Consider the following 25,112-nt stretch of genomic DNA (forward strand, 5'->3'; position numbering starts at 1 on the left):
AGGCTTACAACGGACTAAACCCTAAGCCTTATGCCTTAAACCTTTATAGGTTTTTATTAAAATAATTTTACCTTTGCCAACGCAAAAAACAGAAATATTAAATCCAATTCAGGATAACAACATATGGCTAAAGCATCAGAAATTAAAACAGGTAACATTCTTCGTGTAAACAACGAACTGGTTACTGTTGACGAATGGAATCACCGCACACCTGGTAAAGGTGGTGCATTTTACACTGGTAAATTCCGCAACATTAAAACAGGTAGAATTGTAGAAGCCCGTATGAATACCGACGAGGCTGTAGAAATCTGTCGTGTAGAAACCAACGACTACCAATACCTTTATGAAGATGGTAACTACCTGGTAGTTATGGACAACAACTCTTACGAGCAATTTAACGTTGAGAAAACTTTATTCGGTTCGGCAATTAAATTTTTAAAAGAAGGTATGAACATCATTGTTTCGATGGAAAGCGACGAAGCAATTATGGCACAATTACCAAACTTTGCTGAATTTGAAATTACTTATTCGGAGCCTGCAGTTAAAGGCGACACTTCGACAAACGCCTTAAAAGCAGCTACGCTTGAAAACGGTGTTGAAGTTAAAGTTCCGATGTTCGTAAATCAGGGAGATAAAATTAAAATCGATACCCGCACCGGCGACTACGTTGAGCGTGTAAAGTAATTTAACCAATAGTATTCCAAAGCCTCTGAAGTTTAATCTTTAGAGGCTTTTTTATTTCCGTTTTTTAGACCTGCAATTAAAAACCTTACAGGCCTGTAAAATATTTACCTTTACGATTATGCTAAAAGCCGACATCAGAAAACAAGCGTTAAAAGATAGATTGCGATTAGATGACGCCACTTATCAAGAGCTTAACAAAGCGCTCTTAAATCAGTTTAAAACGCTCGATTTTAGCAAAATTAAAAGCATTCACATCTTCTTGTCAATTACTGAAAAGAAAGAGCCCGATACCTTCCTGCTGATCGACTGGCTGACGACAAACCATCCTGAAATTAAGATTATTGTACCCAAAGCCGATTTCGAAACGGCACTGATGACCCATCATGAGTATATTGGCTTAGAGGATTTAAAGAAAAACACCTATCAGATTCTCGAACCGCAAAATGGGAAACTGCATCAGGGTGAGATTGACCTGGTTATTGTTCCGCTTCTGGCATTCGATTTACAAGGCTACCGCGCGGGTTATGGCAAGGGTTTTTACGATCGCTTTCTGCAAAATATAAATGCTCAGAAAATAGGCTTATCTTTGTACCCTGCAATTGAAAAAATAGATGATGTGAACGAACACGATATCCGTTTGGATTTTTGCATAACACCAACAGCAATAATAAAATTTTAAATTAAAATGGCACAGGAGATCGTTATTAAAACCGAAAAGCAGTACGAAGACAATATGATTGCCGTGTTCGAATTGCAAGAGAAGGAAGAGCTGACTGCCGATGATTTAAAGCAGATTGAACTCATGTTAAAAGCTGGCGAGAAATACGAAGCTGAACATCTATAACGATATTTCAGCATCTCCCCACCAGAAAATGAAGTTACATTAAACTTACTTTTGCGCTTTCACAAAGTCGCTCACCAAATACGCAATCAGCTTCGCCGTTAACCTGCTCACCCGCCCATCTAGCATACGGGTAGCCCCTTCGCAGATATGCAAATAAGCAAACTGCCTGTTACTGCTCAAAATCAGTTTCCGAATCTCGTTTGCAGCAAAACCAGATGGTGTTTCAGCGCTTGATAGCACATGCTGAATACAATCTACATCAATTTCCAAGCCCGGCGCACCTTCAACTTTGCTTAAAAATCCGTTAAAATCAACTCCTCCGGTTAAAATATCTTCGAAAAATACCGCATCAAGCTTCAGATTGGTTTCAATCTGATCCAAAATAGCCTCATTATTGTAATTCTGATGCAAACCATACATCAAATAATGGTTCAGGTAATTTTCTTTTAAAGCGTAAGAAAATCCGTTTCCGCTATGCCTTCCTTCAAGCGATCTTAAATCTGCATGGGCATCGATATTCAGCACATTAATTGGTGCCTTTTTGGCCGAAGCAACCCCCTTAATCAAAGGAAAAGCATTGTTATGCCCTCCACCAATTACAATTGGGATTTTCCCTGCCGCAACAATTTTTTCAATTACCGGATAAACCAGGTTATCGATTTCTTCAACCTTTTTCCTCAGTCCGGCAACCGACGAATCTGCCGGTTCCTTAATTTCAAAATGACCAAGGACCAAAATTTCATCCCCCTTTAAAAACCGGTTGCTTTGAATATTCAAAAAGGTAACCAAACTTGTACGCCAGGCGGATGCCGCACCTGCGATGCCAAAATTGGCCCGTACACCAATATCCTCAGGAATGCCTAATAGCACAAACTTAGCTTCGCTATTGGCTAAAACAGCCGTCAAAACAGCACCATCATTGGAAGGATATGACACTACCCTTTCGCCAAGTTTGGTTTCACCATCCCGGTTAATAACCAGTTGGTCGATATCTTGCTGACTGTATATTTTAAAGCTGTCCATTATAAATTTCTCCGTTTAAAATAACTCGATCTACCTGTGATTCGCCAAAACTATAAGGTAAATAGGCGATTGATGGCATAGGTTTGGTGATAAACAAATTGGCCTTTTTACCAATGGCGATACTTCCGTAATTTTCGCCAATTTCCATTGCGGCCGCACCATTTAGCGTGGCTGCATTAATGGCCTGCTCCGGAAACATCTTGAGCTTAATACAAGCTAAAGCAACTACAAAATTCATATTTCCGGATGGCGTAGACCCCGGGTTATAGTCGGTTGCTAAAGTCACAGGTAAATTGGCCTTGATAAAGCTTTTAGCATCCGCAAACGGAATACCTAAATAAAACGAGCAGGAAGGTAGTAATGTTGCTATGGTACTGGAATTTTGTAAGGCCGTAATGGTTGCTTCGTCGCTTTCCTCCAAATGGTCGACTGAAATGGCCTGGTTTAATACCGCAACCTCAACAGCACCTGATACAGAAAGTTGATTGGCGTGAACTTTTGGTTTTAAGCCATACACACCACCTGCTTTTAAAATTCGATCGGTTTCGGCTACCGAGAAAAATCCCTTCTCGCAAAAAACATCAATGTAATCAGCCAATTGTTCTGCTGCAATTTGCGGCAGCATTTCGTTGATGATGAGATTAATATAACCTTCATGATCATCTTTATACAATGCCGGAAAAGCGTGAGCAGCCAGAAAGGTAGCCTTTATCGGAACCGGAAAACTCGCTTTCAGGCGTTTAATAACACGAAGCATTTTAATTTCGCTTTCAACCGTTAAGCCATAGCCACTTTTAATCTCTACAGCTCCTGTGCCCTGCAGAATCATTTGCTTAAGCCTTACCGAGGCGCTTTCGAACAGCTCATCTTCAGTGGCCTTTTGCAGCTTATTGGCAGAGTTTAAAATTCCGCCACCGGCAGCAGCAATTTCTTCGTAGGTTTTGCCTTGTATTTTCATAGCAAACTCTTCTTCGCGTGTAGCCGCAAAAACAATATGGGTGTGACTATCGCACCAGGAAGGAAAAACATACCTGCCATTGGCAGAGATTTGAGATGGGACATTAGAGATATGGGCGGGGATTGAATCCATTTCGCCAAAATCTTTAATCAAATCGTTTTCAATTAAGAGCCACGCGTTCTCCAAAACATGTAAATCGTTCAGTTCGCTGCCGCGGAGCATCAGTTTGCTTTTTGGATGTAAGCCAACAAGGCCTTTTATATTGGTGATTAGCATTTGCCAGATCGTTAATTGTTGAAACTATATAATTGGTTAATCGAATGTTAGTTACAGTTAACCGGTTCAAACAATTAACCAGTTAACCAAATACTTAATCTAGCTCCAACAGCACAGGGCAATGGTCAGAGTGTACGGCATCTGGTAAAATCCTTACGTTCTTTAACCGGTTTTCCATTGGCCGGGTAGCTAAATGGTAATCAATACGCCAGCCCAGGTTCTTGCCCCTCGAACCGGCCCTGTAACTCCACCAAGTGTAATGATGCGGATCTTTGTTAAAATGACGGAAAGTATCGATAAAGCCATTATCTAAAAATAACTGCATCCACTCGCGTTCCTCAGGCAAAAATCCCGATGAATTGGCATTCGATTTTGGATTGTGGATATCAATCGCGGTATGGCAGATGTTATAATCGCCACTTACAATTAAATTCGGGATCTGATTGCGAAGCTTTCCGATATAGACATCAAAAAAGCGCATAAATTCATACTTTTTAACCTGCCGTTCATCACCGCTTGATCCGGAAGGCATGTAAAGGCTCATTAAAGAGAAACCGTCAAAATCGGCCCGTAAAATACGGCCTTCACGATCTATCCATTCTTCACCACAACCATACTCTACATGGTTAGGCTTAATTTTCGACAAAATCGCCACGCCACTATATCCCTTTTTTTCGGCAGGGAACCAGTAATGATGGTAGCCCAGCTGCTCAACAAGTGCAATAATTTCGGGGATCTGTGCCGGTAAAGCTTTTACTTCCTGCAAACAGACCATATCGGCATTGGTAGCCTGTAACCAGCCAAAAAAGTTTTTGGTACTGGCAGCCCTAATCCCATTTACGTTATAGGAGATGATTTTCATCAGTTAAGTTTCAATTGTTGTGGGCGGTAAATTTAGAAATTAATTGAATAAATGCCGGGTAATTGGATTCAATTAATGATATCTAAGTAGAAATTTAGTTTGAACGGGTCGCCAATCCTGGCCATACCGCTGCGAAACATATAATCCGATTCGTGGTTCTGTTCTGCCCTACATGACAACCTTATCTTTTAAAGAGGCTTGTAACAATTGTTTCTCGATTTTTTTCGCTTCCCTTTTCTTCAAAACGGTAATTTCCATTTTCACATCCTGTTTTGGGCGGTTATTTTTATCTGTGGGTAGTACTGCAATTTTATCAACCATTTCTAATCCGGAAATAATTTCACCATAAACCGTATAATTGCGGTCAAGATGAGGTGTACCGCCAATGGTTTTATACACCTGCCTTTGCCACTCCGGTAATTTAAACTTCAAGCGCTTTTGCTCTACATTATTCAATTGCTCATCGGTAAAAACCTTTCCTTGTACCAGGTAAAACTGACTGCCGCTCGATGCTTTTTGTGGATTAACGTCATCCCCTTCTCTGGCCGCAGCCAAAACACCCTTTTTATGGAACAAACTATCGTTAAACTCGGCCGGGATGGTATATTTTGGTCCACCTTCTCCCAATAAAGAATCTGGTTTGGCATTTCTCGAATCGGGGTCTCCGCCCTGGATCATAAAATCTTTAATCACCCTGTGGAAGAGCACACCATTGTAGTAGCCCTCTTTTACCAGTTTAAGAAAATTATCGCGATGCAAAGGTGTTTGATTATATAGCTTTAAAATGCATTCGCCATATTCGGTTTTAATGCGCACATATTGATTTTTAGGTTTCGCAGCAAAAGCGGTAAGCATCGAAAAAGTGCAGAGGAATAGTAAAATTTTCTTCATCAAAAAGGTGTTTGAGGCTAAATTAAGCTAAAAAATGAAATTCAATAAATAAATGCCCTTATAAATCGATATTTTTTGCTTTACCTTTGTAATCATGAAGCTCAAACAAAAAATAGCACTTTCTTTGGCTGTATTCTATGCAGTTAGTGTGATGGGTTTGGCTTTAAGTTTACACTTTTGCGGTGGGAAGCTGGCAAACGTAAAAATCTTCAGCAATGAAGTTTCCTGCAAATTCTGCAAAGAAATTCCTGCTGAAAAGAAAGATGACGGCTGCTGCAAAAATACACAGGTAACGGTAAAAGTTAAGGATAGTCATCAGGCAGAGGCACAAATACAAATGCCAAAGCTTTTTTCTATTCAGCTGTTTATCCACCCACCGGTGCTGGAGTTTATCTCGAACATCAGTCCCGATTTTTTCAGTAAAATCTCAAACAAGGCCCCTCCGCTTTCTGCGCGGGTTGCCCTGCATCTTTTCAATTGTATTTTTAGGAATTAGGATTTTATCGCGCCCATCATTTCGATCTGATAGCTATCGGATGAAGTGACGGGAATTAGAAATCTGATTAAAAAACTCCGTCGGATAGGCGGATTGTTTAATTCCAATTCAATAAAATCATGAAAACGATAAAATTATTCAGCATTATTATGCTTTTCTTCGCCGTTAATGCTTCGGCGCAACAAATATCAACTGCCGATTTACAGGTTACCGGATTAACCTGCTCGATGTGCTCTAATGCTACGCAGAAATCTTTGGAAACATTAGGTTTCATTAACTCGGTAAAACCAGATCTAAACAAAAACATCTTTGTGCTTACCTTTAAAAAAGGTGCCGACATTAACCTCGATCTGGTACGTAAAAAAGTTCAGGATGCCGGTTTCTCGGTAGGTGGTTTAACCGCCGACTTCACTTTCGATCAGGTTAAGGTTGACGATAAAGGTCAGGCAATTGTGAATGGAAATGTTTACCGTTTTATAAACGCCAAAAACAAAACCCTTAACGGTACTGTAAAAGCATCGGTTATCGATAAAAATTTCATTTCGGGCGCAGCATTTAAAAAGCAGGCTACTTCGGTTAATTCTGATGCCTATGCAAGCGGCACGGGTGTTGTTAACGGTAAAAAAACCCGGGTTTACCATTTAGTGCTTTCTTAAGCCATGAAAAGGATATTAATTTTAGCACTGGTTCTGGCTGGTGCTTTTAATCATACTTTTGGTCAGGAACTATACGTTTTTACCGAACCGGCAAGCAATATGCCTACAAAATCAATTGGGGTACGCATTACCAACGAGGGCATATTCAACAATCCCGGTTTTGTGAGCCGTACCATCCCAGAGGTGATGATCGGATTCAATAAAAACCTGATGGCCCATGCACAGGCTTTTCTTTCAGACATGGACGGTAAATACCGTTTGGAAGGCGGAAGCTTATATGCAAAATACCGCTTCCTATCGATAGACGAGACGCATAGTCACCTCAGGGCAGCAGCTTTTGGCCGGATAAGTACGAGTAGGCGGCCAACATTTACCCGCGATATCAATTTAGAAGGCGACAATAGTGGTGTTCAGGGTGGTTTAATATTTACGCAGCTTTTGCATAAATTGGCCTTATCGGCAACATTGGGCTATGCGCATGCCTTCGAGAATAATGACAGGCAAATTGCCGGGATGCCGAGGCCAAACAACATGTTTTCTTACAGTTTATCATCAGGTTATCTGGTTTTACCAATTGTATATAAAAACTATAAGGAGCCGAACTTTAATGTTTATTTTGAAATGCTGGGTAAAACAGATCCTGGTACAGGCCAATCTTACCTGGATTTAGCGCCTGCACTCCAGGTTATTTTGAACAGCACCACACGGATTGATTTGGGTTACCGTTTTCAGGCAGCTGGAAACATGACCAACCGATATACCAAAAACATGTACCTTTTAAGGGCAGAATTTAATTTTTTTAACGTATTAAAATAAAAGATCTCATGAAAAAAATAATGATCATGGTGGCAATAATTGCCATCGCAACTACAAAACTAACTTTCGCACAAAGTAAAACAGATGCAGCTTTTAATCAGCTCCTAACTGCTTATTACGATGTTAAAAATGCTTTGGCTACCGACAAAAAAGATCTTGCAGCTGAAAAGGCAAAGGCTTTATCGGCTAAAGTTGATGCTATTCCGCACAAAGACTTACCTGCAACGCAGCACATGCCCTGGATGGAACAGGCTAAAATAATCAAAGCCAAAGCTGCCGAGCTCGCCGCTGCAAAAGATATCAAGGCGCAACGTAAGTCGTTCGAGGGTATTTCTTATGCGATGATTAAAACCGTTAAAAGCGTTAAATTCAATAATGCCACCGTATATGTGCAACACTGCCCTATGGCTAAGGCCAGCTGGTTAAACGAAAAAGAAAACATCGAAAACCCGTACTACGGCAGCATGATGTTTGATTGTGGTGACGTTTCAGAAACGATTAAATCGAAATAATGCACCTGCATATCAAAAATATGGTATGCAACCGCTGTAAAATGGTGGTTAAAGCCGAGCTGGAGAAGCTCGGCTTTAATCCTGTTTCGGTTGAACTGGGCGAAGTTATCCTCCCCGGAAGTTTAACAGCTGATGATAAACTCAAAATCAGTGAGGCTTTACATTCTTTTGGGTTCGAACTTTTGGAGGATCGGAAGACTCAAATTGCCGAGCAGATCAAAACTTCCATCATCAACCTGGTACATTATTCAAAAGAACCTTTAAAAATTAATCTCTCTGCCTATTTAAGCGAGCAACTTAAGCTCGAGTATCCACAGCTAAGCCTTGTTTTCTCGGAGGTAGAAAAGCAAACCATCGAAAAGTACTTCATTGCGCAGAAAATAGAGAAGGCAAAAGAAATGTTAACCTATGGCGAGCTCACACTGAGCGAAATTGCTTATCAACTCAACTACAGCAGCGTTGCCCATCTTTCTGCGCAGTTTAAGAAAGTTACGGATCTTACCCCATCAGCCTATAAAGCCAAAACGGCGAATAAGCGCAAAACGCTCGATGAAATTTAACCCCTTGTTTTCTTAACATACATCAAGACTATCTTTCTGAATGTCAACGTACTTTTGTTAAAAAAGAACAAGACATGAAAAAATTATTTTTATTCCTGATAGCTACCTCAATAAGCGTGGCTTCTTTCGCACAAACAACCTGGAAAATCGATCCAATGCACTCATTTGTTAACTTTTCGGTTAAGCACATGGGCATTTCTTTTGTTGATGGTTCGTTTAAAAAATTTGACGGGACAGTTACTGCAGCTAAGCCTGATTTAACGGATGCAAAAATCAACTTCACGGTTGATGTGAACAGCATTACAACAGGCGTTGACATGAGAGACAATCACTTGAAAACGGATGATTTTTTCAATGCAGAGAAATTTCCAGCCATGAAATTCGAAAGCACTGGTTTTAAAAAATTAAGTGGCAACAATTACGAACTAAGTGGTAAATTAACGATCCGCGATGTAACCAAAGATGTAAAATTTGCGGTAGTTTACGGTGGAACCGCTAAAGACCAGCAAGGCAATACAAAGGCGGGCTTTGGCGCCACCACAACCATTAACCGTTTAGATTATAACATTAAATACGACCCAACTGGTGCAGGTGTAGCTAAAGATGTTGCCATTAAATTAAACCTGGAGTTTGTTCAGGCAAAATAATATACCTTATCATCATTCCGGGCTTGCCCCGGAATCTCTTTCATCAGATCCTGAAACAAGTTCAGGAGAACGGTCTTTAAATTTCGATTAGACAAACACGATATTATGTCATCATTATCTCAATTCAAAAACTTTACTCAGCGTTTGCCTCAAACGGATTTAATGCCAACTTTATTTATTGGCCATGGCTCGCCCATGAACGGTATTGAGCACAATGAGTTTAGCCAGAGCTGGGCCGATTTGGCGAAGCATATTCCGGTTCCTAAAGCAGTCCTCGTGGTTTCGGCGCATTGGTACACCCGTGGCACCTTTGTTACTGCAATGGACTTTCCATCTACCATCCACGATTTTGGTGGCTTTCCACAGGCCTTATTCGACGTGCAATATCCTGTCCCGGGTGATGCTAAACTTGCTGCAGAAATCCCATCGCTAATTCATAGCACACCAGTTGGCTTAGATCACGATTGGGGTTTAGACCACGGTACCTGGACCATTGTAAGGCACATGTATCCCAAGGCCAATATCCCCGTGCTTCAATTGAGCATCGATTACACCAAAGCACCCGAGGAGCACTACGAAATTGCCAAAGAAATTTATGCCTTGCGTAAAAAAGGTATTCTGGTAATTGGCAGTGGCAATATGGTGCATAACCTGCGCATGTTAAGCTGGGAAATGATTAATGGTGGCGGTTACGATTGGGCTAACGAAATGAATGATAAATTCAAAAACCTGATTGCAAACGGCGACCATAAGCCTTTAATGAATTACCGGAATTTAGGCCCTGACGCCATGCTTGCCATCCCAACGCCAGAACATTATTTACCCTTAATTTATACCCTTGGCCTGAAAAACGAGCAGGAAGATATTACTTTCTTTAACGATAAAGCCGTTGGCGGTTCGCTAACCATGACATCGGTTTTAGTGGGGTAATACGGTTGTCATGCTGAGGCACGAAGCATCTGCAAATGAAGAATACCTCCTCTCTAAACAGTAAAAGATTCTTCACTACGTTCAGAATGACAGAATCCAAAATTCTATAAAACTTTATGGTTATTCTGTAACAGATCAGGTTACCGGATGAGGTAAATTTGTTTAAAATTTATAACATGACACACACCTATCAACTTACCGGCATGACTTGTGGCGGTTGCGAAAATAAAGTAAAAAGTAACCTTTTGGTTTTACCTGACATCACCTCGGTTGATGTTTCGAAAGACACCAACTCGGCCACCATTAGCATGGATAAGCACATTGGCTTAGCCACCCTGCAAGATGCTTTGGGCGGTAAAGACAGTAAATACCAGATCTCACCAATTGCACACAACGAAATGGTAGAAGAAACCAAATCGTGGGCCGCAACCTATAAACCGATCTTACTCATTTTTGGCTATGTTACTGCGGTTTCATTAATTGTTTCTTTGCAAAACGGCACTGTAGATTTTATGGTTTTCATGCGCATTTTCATGGCCGGTTTTTTCCTTACCTTCTCTTTCTTCAAAATGCTCAATTTAAAAGCATTTGCCGAAAGCTATGCCATGTACGATATCGTTGCAAAAAAATTTAGTGCCTGGGGTTATATCTACGCATTTATCGAATTGGGATTAGGCTTGTCGTTCGCTTTAAACCTATCTCCTATTGTGGTAAACTGGGCTACGTTAATTGTAATGACAGTTAGTATTTTGGGTGTTTTAGAAAGTGTGCTGAACAAGAAAAAAATTCAGTGCGCCTGTTTGGGTGCCGTTTTCAACCTACCCATGAGCACCGTTACCATTGTTGAGGACGCCATTATGATTGCCATGAGTGCAGCGATGCTGGTACTGATGTAGTTATTTCCTTATGTACTTAAACTCCGATTTTCGGCTTTTACCATTAAGCTCGCCTTCAATCCAGGCGAGCATTTCTTTTTTGCCCTTATTCTGGTAAACAATTCTTTGCGGGAAATCGTGCGTTTTATTTTCGAAAACGTAAGTCTGATCTGTGGTAGAAATCAGTTTAAAAGATACTTCTTTACCTTCATTTTGTCCATTTACGGTTGAGCAATAAAAAGTATCCTTTCCAATGTTTTTAATTTGAAGGGTTTCTGTAAGTGTACTATCCCCTTTCGCATTAATGCGGTAACTTTTACCGCTCAGTGTCTTATCCGGATTTTGCACCCATTGCTCTACAAGTTTCCCTTTCGGCGTTTGCATTTCCCAGGAGCCTAAAACAAAAGCAAAGGTTTTGGATGGAGCTTTTTGGGCATTCGCTAAGGTCGAAAAACCAATAAGCAATAAGATCAGTAAATTTAAACGGGCATTTTTCATTTTATTATGGTATTGGTAATGTGTGCCAAATGGTGTTTGCCGTGCCAGGCATACATGCCCAGCATATTAGCTAAAGTAAGTTCTTTACCATGCTCGGGATGGATATATTTACGCTGGTAATCGGCAGGCTGCAGTGTTTTTAAAAAGGTAACCCAGCGTTGATGCAGCGCTGCGATTAAAGCAAGAGAAAGTTCGATATCACCGTTCTTCGCCTCTCCTGTTTCGGCCCAGCGCTCTTCGTAATACGGCCTTATTACGGGCACATCTTCGGTAATGGCTTGCTTAAAACGGATATAGGCATTAATGTGACTATCGGGAATGTGGTGAACAACCTGACGTAAAGTCCAGCCCCCAGGCCGATAGGCTTGGCTTAAATCTTCATTGGTTAAGCTTTCAGTAGCTTTTCTAAGTTGTCCGGGCAAGGCCTTAATTTCAGCAATCCATTCATCGATTTGCTTTTGATCGAAAATAGCCGGCATAGAAAATTGACCGATGGGATATTTAAGTTGCTCTAGATCCATGAACCTAAAATAAGCTTTTTAAGGGAGAATTATCGAAATAAGCTGGAAGGTTAAATGTTAAAAAGTTGGAACGTTGAAAAGCGCGAACTTAACCTTTAAACCTTCCAACATTAAAACACAAAATTACATCAACTTCTTCAACCACTTTAACAATCCCATTTTTGGTGCATACGGAGGGTAAATCATTTTAGTTACCCCCAATTTCGATTGAAAAACCACGGCCCTTTCGTGCGAGAAGGTTTTGAAACCAAATATACCATGGCAACTTCCTATACCACTATTGTTAAGGCCTCCAAAAGGTAAATTAGGATTACCAATGTGCACCAGCACATCGTTTACACAGGTTCCGCCTGCACTGGTTTCGGTAATGATTTTATTTTGGTTAGCTGTTCTACCGGAAAAAACATAAAGGGCTAAGGGCTTTTGCTTCCTGTTTATTAAATCGATTGCTTCCTGCAAATGTTTATATCCAACAACCGGCAACACCGGGCCAAAAATTTCATCTTGCATAATCTCACTATTTTCGGTTACAGCGGTTAAAAGCGTTGGTGTTATGGTTAAATCCTTTTCATCAAACTTACCCCCAAAAGCTACAATTGCGCCTTCTGCCACAGCAGCGTAAACAAGTTTATTTAAACGATTAAACTGTTTTGGATTCACAATTTTAGCGTAATCGTTTTTATTAATTTCCGAATGCTCAAAAAACATTTTGTCTACCGCAGTCTGGTAATGCTTTACAAAATCAGCTTCCAGACTTTCGTCAATCAATACATAATCAGGCGCAATACAAGTTTGCCCGGCATTTACCAGCTTACCCCAGGCAATTTTTTCTGCCGCTTTCTTTAAATCGCAGGTGCCATCTACAACAGCAGGCGATTTTCCGCCTAGCTCAAGGGTAACAGAAGTCAGGTTCTTCGCCGCAGCCTCCATCACTACTTTGCCAATAGCAGTACTTCCGGTAAAGAAAATATGATCAAAGGGCAATTCCAGCAATATTGTAGAAACAGCTGCATCACCTTCAAAACAAGCTATTTCTTGTGGGTCAAAAGTATCAGCAATAAGTTTACTGATAAGCCCGGCCGTTGCTGCGCTTATTTCAGAAGGCTTAAGGATGGCGCAGTTACCGGCCGCTATTGCCGAAACCAGCGGACTCATCATCAGTTGCAAAGGATAATTCCAGGGGGCTATAATAAGGCAAACACCTTTGGGTTCGTAATAAATTTTATTGCGGGCAAAAAAATTGCTCAAAGTTTTGCCAGCCGCTTTAGGCCTCATCCAGCTCCTAAGTTTTTTTATGGCGTGGTCTATTTCGGCATAAGTAAAATACAGTTCGGTAACAGCACTTTCGAAAGGGTTTTTGCGCAGATCTTCTTTAAGTGCAGCAAAAATCTCCGCTTCCGAATCTGTTAGTGCCTGTTTAAGCCTTTTCAGCTTTACAATCCGCATTTTTGCGTCGCTTTTCCGCAATTCCAATTTGTGCTGCTGCTGTAAGTCGAAAACTGATTTTATCTCTTCTTTCATAATTAAAGTTCGATGGCGGTTTGGCCGGTATGCTGGTTAAATTTAGTTAAAATCAACTCATTTCATTAAAAATTCATTCATTTAAAGCATATTGCAGCAAATTTTAATTCTAAAGATGAAAAGATTGTTTTTTGTTTTCGCATGCTTAATTCCCATGGTTATGCGCGCCCAAACCCTAAAAACAGATGTACTGGTAATTGGAAATGGCGACGCCGCCTATTCTGCTGCATTCCAATCCTTCAAATCGGGTGTTAAAACTATCCTGCTTACACAAAAGGAGCAATTAACGGTAGCTAACAAACCACAAAGACTACTTTCTTTTTATCAGAGTTTTTTTAAAAGAGAAACTGAAAACACACAAAACCAGAATCTCCCGAAGCCTAAAAGAGATAAAAAAAATCCGGCGAAGATAGCTGTTGATAGCACCTTGCTTTTAAGTGTAATTAACAACAGTCCTTACAATGAAATTAAAAGATCAGCAAGCGGCTGGGAATTGAAACTTAACAAAGACCTCAGCATCAGAGCAAAAGTGCTGATCATGGCCGATACCCCTGAAAAATTAATCGCTGCATTAAAGGTTAGTACATTAAATCCAGCCTCATTAAGCCCGTTAAATTATGATGAAAATCTATACAGAACCAGCGTAGCAAGTATTGTGGCAAAGGGAGCAAACTTTTTATCCCTGTACAGCCTGCTCATCCCTGACCAGGAAAACCTGATATATATTGCTGCTGATTCATTCGAAACCGGGCCTTCAGCCGGAGCAACGGCAGCTTATGCTGCATTTTTCGATACCAAAACCAGTTTAGCTAATTTAAAAAGGATTCAGGGTGAGTTATTAAGCTACAAACATGCACTTATGCCTTTTGAGGATGTAAAAACAGTTGATTCAAATTGGCTTGCTATCCAAAAAGTTGGGATAACTGGTATTATAAAAGCAGAGCTAAAACAAGGGAAAGCCTTTTTTAACCCCGAAAAAGAGGTTAGCTACGATGAAATTAAACAACCCATTAAAGACTATTATTACAAAGCTCAAATCTGGTTCGACGATCATCAAAATGCGCCTGTCAATTTAGAAAACACCGTAGCCATGGTAAGTTATGTAGGTAATAAATCGGCCGATGCAACTAAAACAGAGTTACAGAAAAAATGGAACAAGAGTTATAAATTTTCGTCAACATACGATCTTAAAAAAGTTTTAACGCGAAGGGAATTTGCAGTTATCATTAACGACTACCTGAAACCCTTTGATGAGGTGAATGTAGATAAAACCGGAAGGGTGATCCGTTAGTTATGCACCACAGATTTGCACAGATAAACACAGATTTTTGACATAATTACAAAAGATTATCTGTGTTCATCCTTTTTATCTGTGGTTTATTTACAAAATGAGGTGGTGTAACATTTCCATTTCCTTCTTGATTTAATCTTGTCATTATCTAAATTGCACCAAACCTAAAATTCATGAAGAAATATTTACTCTTTCTTTTGCTCTGCACCGGAGAATACACTTTTGCGCAACAAATTGCCCCCTTAACCGTAGAAAAAATAATGCGCGACCCTAAATGGATGGGCGTTGCACCAGGCAATTTCCGTTGGACGGCCGATAGCAAAACACTCTACTTTAACTGGAACCCTGAAAATAAACCAAAAGAAGAGCTTTTTAAAATTTCGGCCACAGGAAGAAAACCTGTTAAAGCGACTGAAAAGGAAGATGAAAAATTACTAAGCTTAAATTATACTTACAATGCCGATCGTTCGCAGGGACTTGTAGAAAAGAGTGGCGATATTTATCTCCAGAACTTTAAAACAGGTAAAGAAATCCGTCTCACAAATACCCTTGAAAGAGAAAACAGCCCTGTTTTTTTAAACAACGGGAACATCGTTTACCAAGCGGGTGATAATTTGTTTGAAGTAAATTTAAAATCGGCCGAAACCAGCCAGATCACCAATTTTATTAAAGGTAAAAAACCAGGAAGATCGGAAGCGAAACAGGCAACAGAGCAAGACAAATGGTTAAAAGCACAGCAAACGGAGTTATTCGATATTATTAAGAAACGTAACGCCGAATCGCGCAATGCCAACCGTGGCGGAAGAGGTCGCTCTGGGGCTACCGGTACCGAGAACAAACCGTTAAAAGAACTTTATACCGACGACCGTTTTTTAAATAATGTAGTAATTAGTCCTGACGGGCGTTTTGTTACCTACAAACTCACTACTCCAGCACAGAATAACCACAATACTGTGGTTCCAAATTATGTTACCGCTTCTGGTTATACCGAAGATATTCCAGGCAGGGCAAAAGTGGGCGAAAATGAGAATGTCTCGCAGGCTTTTATTTACGATACTCAGCGCGATACGATATACAGCATACTTACTTCAACCATACCCGGGATAAAAGACCTTCCTGATTACCTAAAAGATTATCCGAAAGAACTGGATACGCTAAAAAAGAAAAACGCCGACCGGCCTGTTAATCTTTTTGGCCCGCTTTGGAATGATAACGGAAGTATGGGCATCGTGGTTGCAACTTCTACCGACAACAAAGACCGCTGGATTTTAAAACTGGACGCCGCAACAGGCAAACTTACTTTGCTCGATCGCCAGCGTGATGAAGCCTGGATAGGTGGTCCGGGGATTAGCAGCTATTACCAGGGTAATACCGGATGGATTGATAATAACCACTTTTACTACCAAAGCGAGGCAACAGGTTACTCACATTTGTACATGGTAAATGTGGCCACGGGAGATAAAAAACAATTAACCTCAGGTAAATGGGAAGTACAAACGCTACAATTATCGAAAGATAGAAGTACCTTTTACATTAAGGCCAATAAAGAGCACCCCGGCATTACCAATTTCTTTAAAATTGCAGCAAATGGTGGCGAGCTTGTGCAGCTTACCAACATGAAAGGTTTGAGCGATATCACACTTTCGCCAGATGAGAAATACCTGGCTATAAATTACTCTTACCTCAATAAACCCGGCGAATTATACCTGCAAACCAATAAAGCTGGCGCTAAAGCCGTAAAAATCACCCAGTCTACTTCGGTTGAATTCGATTCGTATAAATGGCGCGAGCCAGATATGGTTAGCTTTAAAAACCGATACGGTGCAGATGTTTATGCCAGGGTTTACAAATCAGACAACCCACACCCGAACCATCCGGCAGTGGTTTTTGTGCACGGAGCAGGCTATTTACAAAACGTGCATTTCGGCTGGAGTACCTATTTCCGCGAGTTTATGTTCAATAATTTACTGGCCGATAATGGCTATACGGTTATCGACATCGATTATACCGCAAGTTCGGGTTATGGCCGCGATTACCGCACCGGCATTTACCGCCACATGGGTGGAAAAGACCTGACTGACCAGGTAGATGGCGTTAAATTTTTGGTTGAGAAATATGGCGTAAACCCAAAACATGTTGGTTTATACGGAGGCTCTTATGGAGGCTTTATTACGTTAATGGCTATGTTTAACGAATCGGATGTTTTTACCAGTGGTGCCGCTTTACGTTCGGTTACCGACTGGGCACATTACAACCATGGTTATACTTCAAATATCCTTAACGAGCCTTTTAACGATCCGATTGCCTACAAAAGAAGTTCGCCAATTTACTTTGCCGATAAATTAAAAGGCAATCTACTAATGGCCCACGGTATGGTTGATGTGAATGTTCATTTCCAGGATATTGTACGCATTACACAACGATTTATCGAGCTGGGCAAAAACAACTGGGAGCTTGCCGTTTACCCGGTAGAAGACCACGGCTTTGTTGAACCCAGCAGCTGGACAGATGAATACAAACGGATTTTTAAACTGTATGAGAATACGTTAAAGAAATAACTGCCCCTACGGTCGTCATTTCGAGCGAAGTGCAGCGCAGTCGAGAAATCTATCAAAATGGATCTCTCCATTCCACTGCGTTTCAGTCGAGATGACGGCCAGTTTATAAAAAATAGGATTCCGCTATACTTTAACAAAACATTATAGTTTTCATCTATACCGCCATCAATAAATACAATTAACAATTAGTAGATCGGGGTTGATTGACTACGCTTTTAGCCGTACCTTTGTGGCACAAAAATAAAAGATAAAAAATTATGGCAATAGTAGGCAAAAAATTCCCGAGTGTTAGTATTGATGCAATGTCAGACATGGGTGATGACTTGAAAATCAATGTATTTGAAGAGGCTGTAAACAAAAATAGTAAAGTGTTATTATTCTGGTATCCAAAAGATTTTACTTTTGTTTGTCCTACAGAATTACACGCTTTCCAGGCTGCTTTACCTGAGTTTGAAAAAAGAAATACAATCGTAATCGGTGCATCATGCGATACCAACGAAGTTCACTTCGCATGGTTAAACACACCAAAAGATAACGGCGGTATTGAAGGTGTTACTTACCCAATCTTAGCTGATACACACAGACAATTATCTGGTATCTTAGATATTTTAGATCAAGAAGTTAATTACGATGAGGAAGGAAACGAATCTTTCTCTGGTTCAAATGTTTCTTTCAGAGCTACTTATTTAATCGATGAGACTGGTAAAGTTTTCCACGAAAGTGTAAACGATATGCCACTTGGTAGAAACGTTAAAGAATATTTACGTTTAATCGATGCTTACGCACACGTTCAGAAACATGGCGAAGTTTGTCCTGCAAACTGGGAAGAAGGTAAAGAAGCAATGAACGCAAACAGAACTGGCGTTGCTGAATACTTAGCTGCTAACTAATTAAACAAAAGGTTATGTTTTTAGAATTAACAGAAGATAATCTTCAACAATATCTGGCCGAGAACTCAAAGGTGATGGTTCAGTATGCTGCATCGTGGTGCGGTAACTGCCGGATCATGAAACCCAAGTTTAAAAAACTGGCTTCAGAAAATGAAGATGTAGCTTTCTTGATTGTTGATGCCGAAAAACTTCCAAACTCACGCAAATTTGCAAACGTTGATAATTTACCAACTTTTGCAGCTTTTGAAGGCGGCAATTTGGTAGATCAGGTACAAACCAACAAAGCAGAAGGCTTGATTGAACTATTTAACAAGATAAAGTAATGAAGATTCCAGTTATAAGACAATTATTTCAAAACACCACTCCAGCACAGCTGGAGACTACTTTAGAGGTGTTAGAGGCTTTTTGCGAATTTAGAGGCGTTAGTGAGCATGAAGTGGATGTAGCAGGCGAAATGATTACCAATATTTGCGGCGCGCTTGAAGTGCACCAGATGGTAAGTGAAGGCACTGCCGAAAAAGATGCATTAAATGCTTTCGGCCAAAAAGTAATGGGTTCGATTGACAGATAATCGTCTTAAACTTTAATCGGGCTTTTTCGAAATATAAACCCCTTGCAGATGAAAATTTGCAAGGGGTTTTTGTTTAAGCGTAATTCGTCATTATAAAACTAAGCTTCCATTGCGAACTAAATGTTGGTCGGGATTTGCAATAAGGAGTATTTGAAATCTTACTGGTGTCATCTGTCTAAAAAATGAATAAATTAAAGACGGGTTGCAAATCCCGACTAACGGATAAGGGAGCTAAAGTCGGCTCATCTGCATATCTGATTTATACCAACTTAAGGGTAAATCCGCATATAATCCGCGTTTTATAGCATTAATGCGGACTTACTGTGGATTTGATACGGATTTGTAGTATAGTAGTATTGAAGGAGATACGCAGCAGGTAGCCATTAAGAACAGTTCATTAATATTACTTATAAGTATGGCCATTTTAGACAGAAAGAACCTCCGTGGTTCTATTCGAAATTTATCGTTTAGCAAGCAGGGTAAAACACTGTTGTAAAATCGAAACCGGGTAAAGGCAATGTTAAACAAACGCGGGGCACTAAAAAAGTACATCTGTTTTAAGCTCGCGCTCGTTTTTAACGAGTACGCAAAGCTTAACGATTTCATCGTTCTTGTGTTAATTCCACGCGCATTTGGAAACGCGCGTGAGCTTAAATAAGAAAATCAAAAAAGGCCTATGATTACACAGGCCTTTAGTTATACTTTTAAACCTCACAGGTTTTAAAAGTGAGGTTTGGAATAGTTTTAAGCCAAATTCCTTCCGGCATTTACAATACCAAATACAGTTCTAACCGCCAGCTTTTCTAAAGCCTGCTGATCTTTCTCATTTTGGTCATGCTGCAATTTCTCTAAAGCAAAATGCTGAATCAATACCAAAGGCAAAATAATTTTCTCGCGCGTAGCGATTGATTTTTTATCGATAGGATAATTAGCCATCAAAGTTGCCTGTCCTGATAGTTTTAAAAGCATCTCCTTCGCTAATTCAAATTCGTTGTGTAATTGAGTCCAAAAAGCACCGAACTCTTTATCTGCAGCCATATGCGCTGTAATGGTGAAGTCTGATTTACTCATGCTCATCATACAGTTATCTACAATTGTTTTCAAATAATCAGACTCTTCATAAACCTTAACTACTTTATCCCAGTTACCAGCTTTTTCCTGATTTTTAAGTGCGGTTCCCATTCCGTAAAAACCCGGAACGTTTTGCTTTAACATACTCCAGGCAGTAACAAAACTGATTGCCCTTAAATCTTCCAGTTTCATTTCACCACCACCATTTCTTTTTACCGGACGACTGCTGATATTGGCCTGCGATAATAGTTTTAATGGTGAAAGTTTCTCCAGGTAACTCACAAACAGCTTGTGTTCACGCAAATCGACAAATGTGGTATAAGCATCTTCAGCCATTTCATCAAGTAAGGCCTTGTTTTCCGGATCGAGAAGAACATTGTGTTTTTCTTTTAAGCCAGAGGTTAAGCCTGCATTGATTAATTGCTCGATATTAAACTCAGCGCTTTCTACCGATCCGTATTGCGAACTGATGGTTTGGCCCTGCACGGTTAACTGCATGTTTTTGTTGGCAATTTCTTTACCCATTGAAGCATAGAAACGGTGTGTTTTACCTCCGCCACGTGCCGGCGGGCCGCCACGACCATCAAAAAAGGCCAATTGGATATTGTGTTTTGCCGAAACGGCCGATAATGATGTTTTTCCGTTAAAAATAGACCAATTGGCCATTAAATACCCCCCATCTTTAGTACTATCGGAATACCCCAGCATAATGTGCTGTTTATAGCCGCGTTTAGCCAGGTGTGCTTTGTAGAACGGGTTGCTGTACAAAGTATCCATAATTGCCGCAGCACCTTTTAAATCGTTTACCGTTTCGAAAAGTGGCACAAAATCGATTGTTAAGGAATCTTTGCTCCAGCCATTCCAAAGGAAAAGTTCTATCAACTGAAGAATGTCGCTCGCCTGCTGGCAGTTACTGATGATAAAGCGGTGACAAGCCTTTTCGCCGTTGCGTTGTTGAATGCCTTTAATTTCTTTAATTACCTCAATCGTATCTTTGGTTAAAGCATCAGGCTCACTTGCATAAGCAATGGTTGCTTCTTTAAACGAAATCAGATCCAGTTTCTCTGTTTCCGAAAGTTTATCGTAATCGGCAGGATATAATGATGAAATCGGCTTATTTGCGCGGCAGTATGCATGTACATTGCGCAATACGCGGCTATCCTGACGAATATCTAACGAAGCAAAATAATTACCATACAAATCGACTTTGCGGATCAGATCATTAACCAGATCAACAAACAGTCCATCATGCTCTTCTAAAAGCGTGTCCTTAATTTTATTCAGGTTCTCTTTCAGTTCACTTGAAATATCCTGAAGCTCGCAAGTTTGATCGAAAGCATTTTTATACAATACATCGTGCAGTTTAACAATGTTCTCTTCAACGCCTCTGAAAGTAATGCGGCGTTTAATTACCCTGAAATCGCGGTAATAGCAGCGGAACAAAATCTGACGAAGCATCTTCGAAACCTCTAAAGTGGTATCGGCATGGATATTCGGGTTTCCGTCCCTATCTCCTCCCGGCCAGAAACCGAGTTCTAAAATCTTTTTGGTTTCGAGGTTATATTCATCCAGGTTCTGGTCTATTTCTTCCTGAATGTTCGCCGCAGCGAAATAAAAGGTGTTTTCTAAGAACCAGGCCAGGTTTAATGCCTCATCAACAGGTGTAGGCGATTTTTTATTGAAAAACGGCGTTTTACCCAACTGCTGTAATAGCGAGTTCATTGAGGTAAGGTCGTTATCGCGGATGGCTTGTGTTAAATCGGTAATAATAGCCAGTACGGTACCCGGATAAAATTGTGTCGGGTGTGCGGTTAAAACCAAACGTAGCGAAAGTTCGTCTATCAGTTTCTCTATTTTAGCCAATACAGGCTTGTTATCAGCATTCTTCTTTAAAATAAATGCAAGAGTACTCTGCTCATCAGTAGTATTTAGTTTGGTAAAAGAAGCGTCTTCTACGGCATCAAAAAGTACTACCTGACGCTCGATGTATTGAATGAACCTGAAAAGCAAATCAACGATATCCTTTCGGTCGGTATAGCTGGTGTATTTGGCAAAAAACTCTTCAATAATCTGTGCAGGTTTTTCTCCGTTTGCAATGCCTTCTTCACAGCTCTTAAAAAACAGCGGAAGCAAGGTTCCGGTATCTTTAATTTTGTAAAAAGGCAAGGTGAGAAATAAACTGTTAAAGAGTTCGAATTTTGAGATTACCTCATTATTAAAAATAGATTCTCGTTGCGTAGTTAAACGAAGTTTAGGCATAGCTTATGCAATAGTTTTGTATCCCGTAATACTACAAAAAATGCGTAAGGTATTAAAATTCTAAGGCTTACAATTTGGAAAATTGTAGAATAAATTTTAATTTTAGAATCTTATTTGGCCACCATGTGGTTGAGTAAGAACATTTGCAATGTTTAAGGGCATTGCATTGATTGTTAATTTTTTGGGTTAAAACAGCCGATGTAATAAAATACACCGGCTGTTTTTGTTTTTTGCCAATATTTAGGCTATTTCTTTGCGAATTTTAGTGCACATCCGTCGGAATATTTGCATTTTTCTTAAACTTTTGAAGATAAAGTAAAGGAATTGAGAACAACATAATTAATCCGGCAACCCAATATGCATCATCATAAGTAAGTAACATTGTTTGTCTGGTAACGATTCCTTCCATCGCTTTTGCAGCCATAATTTTAGCATCGAACAAACTTTGTCCTTTTGCCATAAACCCTCTGATTAAACCATTAAAACGCTCTACAAATGCAGGGTTATAATCGTTCAGATTGGTTAACAAATTACTTCTGTGAAAACCTGAGCGAATGTGGATCAACGTAGTCAAAGCGGCGATACCAAACGAACCACCTAACTGGCGCATCATGTTATTTAAACCTGATCCCTGACCAATTTCAGGGCCTTTTAAATCCTGAATAGCCAATGTAGTCAACGGTACGAATAAAAGTGCCATACCTACACCACGGATTACCAATGGCAGGAAGAAATCGCCTGTACCCGATTGCAATGTCGATTTACTCAACATCCAACAGAAAATAAAGAAAGCCAACATACCAAAAGTAGCCATAAACTGGGCTGGTATGCCTTTTTTAAGCATAATACCTATAAATGGCATCATTACTATGGTACATAAACCACCCGGAAACAGCAATTCGCCTGTTTGTAAAGCCGAGAAACCTAACAGATTCTGACAGAATACCGGAAAAATAAACACCGATCCGTATAATCCAAAGCCCAGAATGAATGAGGTAAACATACCCACCGCAAAACTACGGTGACGCATAATTTTAAAGTTCACAATGGGGTGGTCTGTACTCATTTCGCGCCAGATAAAAAGCAACAAACCAAATACCGATGCTGCTGCCAAAGCCGTAATATATGGTGTGGCAAACCAGTCTTCGCTCTCTCCTTTTTCTAAAACGGTTTGTAAACTACCTACTGCAATAGCCAATAAAGCAATACCCCACCAATCGACAGGTTGACCCTGCCCTTCTTTAGGGGTGGCGCGTACAAAGGTATAGGTACAGTAGGCCGCCAGTATCCCGACGGGAATGTTTACATAAAAAATCCACGGCCACGAACTGATATCCAGAATATAACCACCAATGGTTGGCCCAACAGTTGGTCCAACTACTGCTCCCAAACCAAAAAGGGCGGTTGCAATACCCACATCTTCACGTGGCCAGGTTTCGATTAAGATGGCTTGTGCAGTTGATATTAAACCACCACCGGCCAAACCTTGTATAATCCTGAATAAAATAAGTTCATTTAGTGATGTTGCGTTTCCGCAGAGAAACGAAACCAGTGTAAAAACAATAATGGAGGTTAGAAAATAATTTTTCCTGCCAAACCGGTTACCCAACCAGCCCGACATTGGCAATACGATAACGTTTGCTACCGCATAGCCGGTGGAAAGCCAGGCCACATCCTCCAGGGTGGCGCCCAGGTTTCCCTGTATTTGTGGAATAGCTACGTTTACGATGGTCGTATCAATCAGCTCCAATAACGAAGCTGTGATCACCGTAAAGGTAATAATCCACTTTTTTAAACCTACTTCGGCCATTTTAAATATTAATTAACAGAAACTGAAGCTTTAACGCTCATACCCGGACGTAGTTTAGCCAGTAATTCTTTTGATGGATGGATTTTGATTTTTACCGGAACACGTTGTACAACTTTAACGAAGTTACCAGTAGCATTGTCAGGAGGCAATAAAGAGCCTTTAGCACCTGTAATTGGAGAGAAATTGTAAACTTCACCTTCAATTTTTTCGTCAGGATAAGCATCAACCTCTATTTCTACTTTCGAGCCCGATTTGATTTTCTCTAACTGGGTTTCTTTAAAATTGGCGGTAACGTAAATGCTTCCGTCGTTTACTACCGAGAATAACGACTGACCAGCTTGTACCAACTGTCCTTTTTGTACATTCTTTTTAGAAACAATACCCGAAGCCGGTGCTTTGATATCGGTATATGAAAGTTGTAAGGTAGCAAAATCGATATCGCTTTGGCGCTGACTGATAACATTGCTGCTTACAGCTAATTGCGATTGTGTTGTGCCAACTTGTTTAACCGCTGCGTTGTATTGGTCTTGTGCGCCTTGATATGCTGCTTGTGCCGCTTGTTTTGCCGCTTCAGCTGCTTCCTTAGATGCTTTTGACTGATCGAAAGCCTGTTGAGTGATCGAACCATCTTTTACCAGGTTTGCGTAACGTGCAAAATCTTTCTGAGCTAAATTTAATTTAACAATTGCCGCCTGAACATTTGCTTTAGCTGTTTCTACATTTGCTTTAGCAGTGCTTGTATTGGCTTGTGTAGCGACAATTTGAGATTGTGCTACACCAACACCTGCACTTGCGCCTTTCTGGCCCGATTGCGCTTGTTCCAATTTAACTTTATAATCGTTATCATCAAGTTTAACCAAAACCTGACCTTCGGTTACGTGTGTATTTTCTTCGAAATTAATGTCCTTAACATAACCACCAACACGGGCAACAACCGGACTGATGTCGCCATCAATCTGTGCATCGTCGGTATCTACGTGCTTGCTATAATAATTCCATTCGGTAATACCGAAAATTATACCTATTACTAGTAAAACGCCTAAAATTATAGGTACTACTAAGCTCTTTTTTTTCTTTTCAGTTGTCATTGCT

26 protein-coding genes are annotated in these 25,112 nt (G+C 40.3%); 16 read left to right on the forward strand and 10 right to left on the reverse strand.

Annotation, left to right across the window (positions count from 1 at the left end; translation table 11 throughout):
- Positions 1-123: 123 nt before the first annotated feature.
- The 3 genes from efp (at position 124) to DBR40_RS26650 (ending at position 1,528) form a co-directional block, all read left to right on the forward strand.
- Positions 124-684: an elongation factor P gene (efp, locus tag DBR40_RS06310; RefSeq protein ID WP_124558901.1), complete on the forward strand. Its 561-nt coding sequence runs from the start codon at positions 124-126 to the stop codon at positions 682-684.
- 118 nt (positions 685-802) lie between these two features.
- A complete protein-coding gene (locus DBR40_RS06315; protein ID WP_124558902.1) occupies positions 803-1,363 on the forward strand; it encodes a 5-formyltetrahydrofolate cyclo-ligase in 561 nt (186 codons plus the stop codon).
- Between the two features lie 6 nt (positions 1,364-1,369).
- On the forward strand, positions 1,370-1,528 hold the full coding sequence (locus DBR40_RS26650; protein ID WP_156131537.1) for a hypothetical protein: 159 nt from the start codon (positions 1,370-1,372) through the stop codon (positions 1,526-1,528).
- 45 nt (positions 1,529-1,573) lie between these two features.
- Here the strand turns inward: DBR40_RS26650 and DBR40_RS06320 are convergent, their stop codons facing one another.
- The 4 genes from DBR40_RS06320 to DBR40_RS06335 all read right to left on the reverse strand — a co-directional run bounded on the left by DBR40_RS06320 (position 1,574) and on the right by DBR40_RS06335 (position 5,538).
- Positions 1,574-2,551 (reverse strand): formimidoylglutamase, encoded by a 978-nt coding sequence (locus DBR40_RS06320; RefSeq protein ID WP_124558903.1) that lies wholly within the window; start codon positions 2,549-2,551, stop codon positions 1,574-1,576.
- Positions 2,538-3,785 carry an imidazolonepropionase gene (gene hutI, locus DBR40_RS06325; RefSeq protein WP_124558904.1) on the reverse strand — a complete coding sequence of 416 codons (1,248 nt, stop codon included), beginning with the start codon at positions 3,783-3,785 and terminating at the stop codon, positions 2,538-2,540. The genes DBR40_RS06320 and hutI overlap by 14 nt, the downstream gene beginning before the upstream one ends.
- A gap of 94 nt (positions 3,786-3,879) precedes the next feature.
- Positions 3,880-4,647 (reverse strand): exodeoxyribonuclease III, encoded by a 768-nt coding sequence (locus DBR40_RS06330; RefSeq protein ID WP_124558905.1) that lies wholly within the window; start codon positions 4,645-4,647, stop codon positions 3,880-3,882.
- Between the two features lie 168 nt (positions 4,648-4,815).
- Positions 4,816-5,538: a peptidylprolyl isomerase gene (locus DBR40_RS06335; RefSeq protein WP_124558906.1), complete on the reverse strand. Its 723-nt coding sequence runs from the start codon at positions 5,536-5,538 to the stop codon at positions 4,816-4,818.
- A gap of 94 nt (positions 5,539-5,632) precedes the next feature.
- On the opposite strand from DBR40_RS06335, the gene DBR40_RS06340 reads away from it, so the two are divergent.
- The 8 genes from DBR40_RS06340 to DBR40_RS06375 all read left to right on the forward strand — a co-directional run bounded on the left by DBR40_RS06340 (position 5,633) and on the right by DBR40_RS06375 (position 11,051).
- On the forward strand, positions 5,633-6,034 hold the full coding sequence (locus tag DBR40_RS06340) for an HYC_CC_PP family protein (RefSeq protein WP_124558907.1): 402 nt from the start codon (positions 5,633-5,635) through the stop codon (positions 6,032-6,034).
- Between the two features lie 119 nt (positions 6,035-6,153).
- Positions 6,154-6,690 (forward strand): heavy-metal-associated domain-containing protein, encoded by a 537-nt coding sequence (locus tag DBR40_RS06345; protein WP_124558908.1) that lies wholly within the window; start codon positions 6,154-6,156, stop codon positions 6,688-6,690.
- Positions 6,691-6,693: 3 nt separating this feature from the next.
- Complete coding sequence (locus DBR40_RS06350) at positions 6,694-7,506, forward strand: hypothetical protein (RefSeq protein WP_124558909.1); 813 nt, start codon at positions 6,694-6,696, stop codon at positions 7,504-7,506.
- An 8-nt stretch (positions 7,507-7,514) separates the two neighbouring features.
- Positions 7,515-8,018 carry a DUF3347 domain-containing protein gene (locus DBR40_RS06355; RefSeq protein ID WP_124558910.1) on the forward strand — a complete coding sequence of 168 codons (504 nt, stop codon included), beginning with the start codon at positions 7,515-7,517 and terminating at the stop codon, positions 8,016-8,018.
- Positions 8,018-8,578 (forward strand): helix-turn-helix domain-containing protein, encoded by a 561-nt coding sequence (locus DBR40_RS06360; RefSeq protein WP_124558911.1) that lies wholly within the window; start codon positions 8,018-8,020, stop codon positions 8,576-8,578. Before DBR40_RS06355 ends, DBR40_RS06360 begins: the two co-directional genes overlap by 1 nt.
- Before the next feature lie 74 nt (positions 8,579-8,652).
- Positions 8,653-9,225: a YceI family protein gene (locus DBR40_RS06365; RefSeq protein ID WP_124558912.1), complete on the forward strand. Its 573-nt coding sequence runs from the start codon at positions 8,653-8,655 to the stop codon at positions 9,223-9,225.
- A 105-nt stretch (positions 9,226-9,330) separates the two neighbouring features.
- The gene (gene ygiD / locus DBR40_RS06370; protein WP_124558913.1) at positions 9,331-10,155 is read left to right on the forward strand and encodes a 4,5-DOPA dioxygenase extradiol; all 825 of its coding nucleotides are present in this window, start codon (positions 9,331-9,333) and stop codon (positions 10,153-10,155) included.
- Between the two features lie 176 nt (positions 10,156-10,331).
- On the forward strand, positions 10,332-11,051 hold the full coding sequence (locus tag DBR40_RS06375) for a heavy-metal-associated domain-containing protein (RefSeq protein ID WP_124558914.1): 720 nt from the start codon (positions 10,332-10,334) through the stop codon (positions 11,049-11,051).
- On the opposite strand, the gene DBR40_RS06380 is transcribed toward DBR40_RS06375, so the two are convergent.
- The 3 genes from DBR40_RS06380 to DBR40_RS06390 form a co-directional block, all read right to left on the reverse strand.
- Positions 11,052-11,528, reverse strand: a complete 477-nt coding sequence (locus DBR40_RS06380) for a DUF6265 family protein (RefSeq protein ID WP_124558915.1) — start codon at positions 11,526-11,528, stop codon at positions 11,052-11,054. It lies immediately after the preceding gene.
- Positions 11,525-12,049 (reverse strand): YfiT family bacillithiol transferase, encoded by a 525-nt coding sequence (locus tag DBR40_RS06385; RefSeq protein ID WP_124558916.1) that lies wholly within the window; start codon positions 12,047-12,049, stop codon positions 11,525-11,527. The genes DBR40_RS06380 and DBR40_RS06385 overlap by 4 nt, the downstream gene beginning before the upstream one ends.
- 123 nt (positions 12,050-12,172) lie before the next feature.
- Positions 12,173-13,570, reverse strand: a complete 1,398-nt coding sequence (locus DBR40_RS06390) for an aldehyde dehydrogenase family protein (RefSeq protein ID WP_124558917.1) — start codon at positions 13,568-13,570, stop codon at positions 12,173-12,175.
- A gap of 115 nt (positions 13,571-13,685) precedes the next feature.
- On the opposite strand from DBR40_RS06390, the gene DBR40_RS06395 reads away from it, so the two are divergent.
- From DBR40_RS06395 to DBR40_RS06415, 5 genes are all read left to right on the forward strand, one after another.
- Positions 13,686-14,861: a hypothetical protein gene (locus DBR40_RS06395; RefSeq protein WP_124558918.1), complete on the forward strand. Its 1,176-nt coding sequence runs from the start codon at positions 13,686-13,688 to the stop codon at positions 14,859-14,861.
- A gap of 173 nt (positions 14,862-15,034) precedes the next feature.
- A complete protein-coding gene (locus DBR40_RS06400) occupies positions 15,035-17,419 on the forward strand; it encodes a S9 family peptidase (protein ID WP_233603819.1) in 2,385 nt (794 codons plus the stop codon).
- Between the two features lie 257 nt (positions 17,420-17,676).
- Entirely contained in the window at positions 17,677-18,309 is a 633-nt protein-coding gene (locus tag DBR40_RS06405) for a peroxiredoxin (protein ID WP_025141704.1), read from the forward strand.
- 14 nt (positions 18,310-18,323) lie between these two features.
- Positions 18,324-18,632 carry a thioredoxin family protein gene (locus tag DBR40_RS06410; protein ID WP_124558919.1) on the forward strand — a complete coding sequence of 103 codons (309 nt, stop codon included), beginning with the start codon at positions 18,324-18,326 and terminating at the stop codon, positions 18,630-18,632.
- Complete coding sequence (locus DBR40_RS06415) at positions 18,632-18,880, forward strand: DUF6952 family protein (protein WP_124558920.1); 249 nt, start codon at positions 18,632-18,634, stop codon at positions 18,878-18,880. The genes DBR40_RS06410 and DBR40_RS06415 overlap by 1 nt, the downstream gene beginning before the upstream one ends.
- Positions 18,881-19,624: 744 nt before the next feature.
- On the opposite strand, the gene DBR40_RS06420 is transcribed toward DBR40_RS06415, so the two are convergent.
- The 3 genes from DBR40_RS06420 to DBR40_RS06430 all read right to left on the reverse strand — a co-directional run bounded on the left by DBR40_RS06420 (position 19,625) and on the right by DBR40_RS06430 (position 25,108).
- Positions 19,625-22,210: a phosphoenolpyruvate carboxylase gene (locus tag DBR40_RS06420; RefSeq protein ID WP_124558921.1), complete on the reverse strand. Its 2,586-nt coding sequence runs from the start codon at positions 22,208-22,210 to the stop codon at positions 19,625-19,627.
- A gap of 262 nt (positions 22,211-22,472) precedes the next feature.
- On the reverse strand, positions 22,473-24,020 hold the full coding sequence (locus DBR40_RS06425) for a DHA2 family efflux MFS transporter permease subunit (protein WP_124558922.1): 1,548 nt from the start codon (positions 24,018-24,020) through the stop codon (positions 22,473-22,475).
- An 8-nt stretch (positions 24,021-24,028) separates the two neighbouring features.
- Positions 24,029-25,108, reverse strand: a complete 1,080-nt coding sequence (locus DBR40_RS06430) for an HlyD family secretion protein (RefSeq protein ID WP_124558923.1) — start codon at positions 25,106-25,108, stop codon at positions 24,029-24,031.
- Positions 25,109-25,112: the final 4 nt, after the last annotated feature.

It is taken from the genome of Pedobacter sp. KBW01 (assembly GCF_003852395.1).
In the GTDB taxonomy this organism is placed as follows: Bacteria; Bacteroidota; Bacteroidia; order Sphingobacteriales; family Sphingobacteriaceae; genus Pedobacter.

Bases quoted from the DNA above. Each gene is read 5' to 3' on its own strand.
- DBR40_RS06335 (WP_124558906.1), bottom strand. From the start codon at position 5,538: ATGAAGAAAATTTTACTATTCCTCTGCACTTTTTCGATGCTTACCGCT.
- DBR40_RS06385 (WP_124558916.1), bottom strand. From the start codon at position 12,049: ATGGATCTAGAGCAACTTAAATATCCCATCGGTCAATTTTCTATGCCG.
- ygiD (WP_124558913.1), top strand. From the start codon at position 9,331: ATGTCATCATTATCTCAATTCAAAAACTTTACTCAGCGTTTGCCTCAA.
- DBR40_RS26650 (WP_156131537.1), top strand. From the start codon at position 1,370: ATGGCACAGGAGATCGTTATTAAAACCGAAAAGCAGTACGAAGACAAT.
- DBR40_RS06405 (WP_025141704.1), top strand. From the start codon at position 17,677: ATGGCAATAGTAGGCAAAAAATTCCCGAGTGTTAGTATTGATGCAATG.
- DBR40_RS06395 (WP_124558918.1), top strand. From the start codon at position 13,686: ATGAAAAGATTGTTTTTTGTTTTCGCATGCTTAATTCCCATGGTTATG.
- DBR40_RS06415 (WP_124558920.1), top strand. From the start codon at position 18,632: ATGAAGATTCCAGTTATAAGACAATTATTTCAAAACACCACTCCAGCA.
- DBR40_RS06425 (WP_124558922.1), bottom strand. From the start codon at position 24,020: ATGGCCGAAGTAGGTTTAAAAAAGTGGATTATTACCTTTACGGTGATC.
- DBR40_RS06350 (WP_124558909.1), top strand. From the start codon at position 6,694: ATGAAAAGGATATTAATTTTAGCACTGGTTCTGGCTGGTGCTTTTAAT.
- DBR40_RS06360 (WP_124558911.1), top strand. From the start codon at position 8,018: ATGCACCTGCATATCAAAAATATGGTATGCAACCGCTGTAAAATGGTG.
- DBR40_RS06410 (WP_124558919.1), top strand. From the start codon at position 18,324: ATGTTTTTAGAATTAACAGAAGATAATCTTCAACAATATCTGGCCGAG.
- DBR40_RS06340 (WP_124558907.1), top strand. From the start codon at position 5,633: ATGAAGCTCAAACAAAAAATAGCACTTTCTTTGGCTGTATTCTATGCA.
- DBR40_RS06355 (WP_124558910.1), top strand. From the start codon at position 7,515: ATGAAAAAAATAATGATCATGGTGGCAATAATTGCCATCGCAACTACA.
- DBR40_RS06315 (WP_124558902.1), top strand. From the start codon at position 803: ATGCTAAAAGCCGACATCAGAAAACAAGCGTTAAAAGATAGATTGCGA.
- DBR40_RS06390 (WP_124558917.1), bottom strand. From the start codon at position 13,570: ATGAAAGAAGAGATAAAATCAGTTTTCGACTTACAGCAGCAGCACAAA.
- DBR40_RS06320 (WP_124558903.1), bottom strand. From the start codon at position 2,551: ATGGACAGCTTTAAAATATACAGTCAGCAAGATATCGACCAACTGGTT.
- DBR40_RS06365 (WP_124558912.1), top strand. From the start codon at position 8,653: ATGAAAAAATTATTTTTATTCCTGATAGCTACCTCAATAAGCGTGGCT.
- DBR40_RS06380 (WP_124558915.1), bottom strand. From the start codon at position 11,528: ATGAAAAATGCCCGTTTAAATTTACTGATCTTATTGCTTATTGGTTTT.
- DBR40_RS06330 (WP_124558905.1), bottom strand. From the start codon at position 4,647: ATGAAAATCATCTCCTATAACGTAAATGGGATTAGGGCTGCCAGTACC.
- DBR40_RS06420 (WP_124558921.1), bottom strand. From the start codon at position 22,210: ATGCCTAAACTTCGTTTAACTACGCAACGAGAATCTATTTTTAATAAT.
- DBR40_RS06345 (WP_124558908.1), top strand. From the start codon at position 6,154: ATGAAAACGATAAAATTATTCAGCATTATTATGCTTTTCTTCGCCGTT.
- hutI (WP_124558904.1), bottom strand. From the start codon at position 3,785: ATGCTAATCACCAATATAAAAGGCCTTGTTGGCTTACATCCAAAAAGC.
- efp (WP_124558901.1), top strand. From the start codon at position 124: ATGGCTAAAGCATCAGAAATTAAAACAGGTAACATTCTTCGTGTAAAC.
- DBR40_RS06430 (WP_124558923.1), bottom strand. From the start codon at position 25,108: ATGACAACTGAAAAGAAAAAAAAGAGCTTAGTAGTACCTATAATTTTA.
- DBR40_RS06400 (WP_233603819.1), top strand. From the start codon at position 15,035: ATGAAGAAATATTTACTCTTTCTTTTGCTCTGCACCGGAGAATACACT.
- DBR40_RS06375 (WP_124558914.1), top strand. From the start codon at position 10,332: ATGACACACACCTATCAACTTACCGGCATGACTTGTGGCGGTTGCGAA.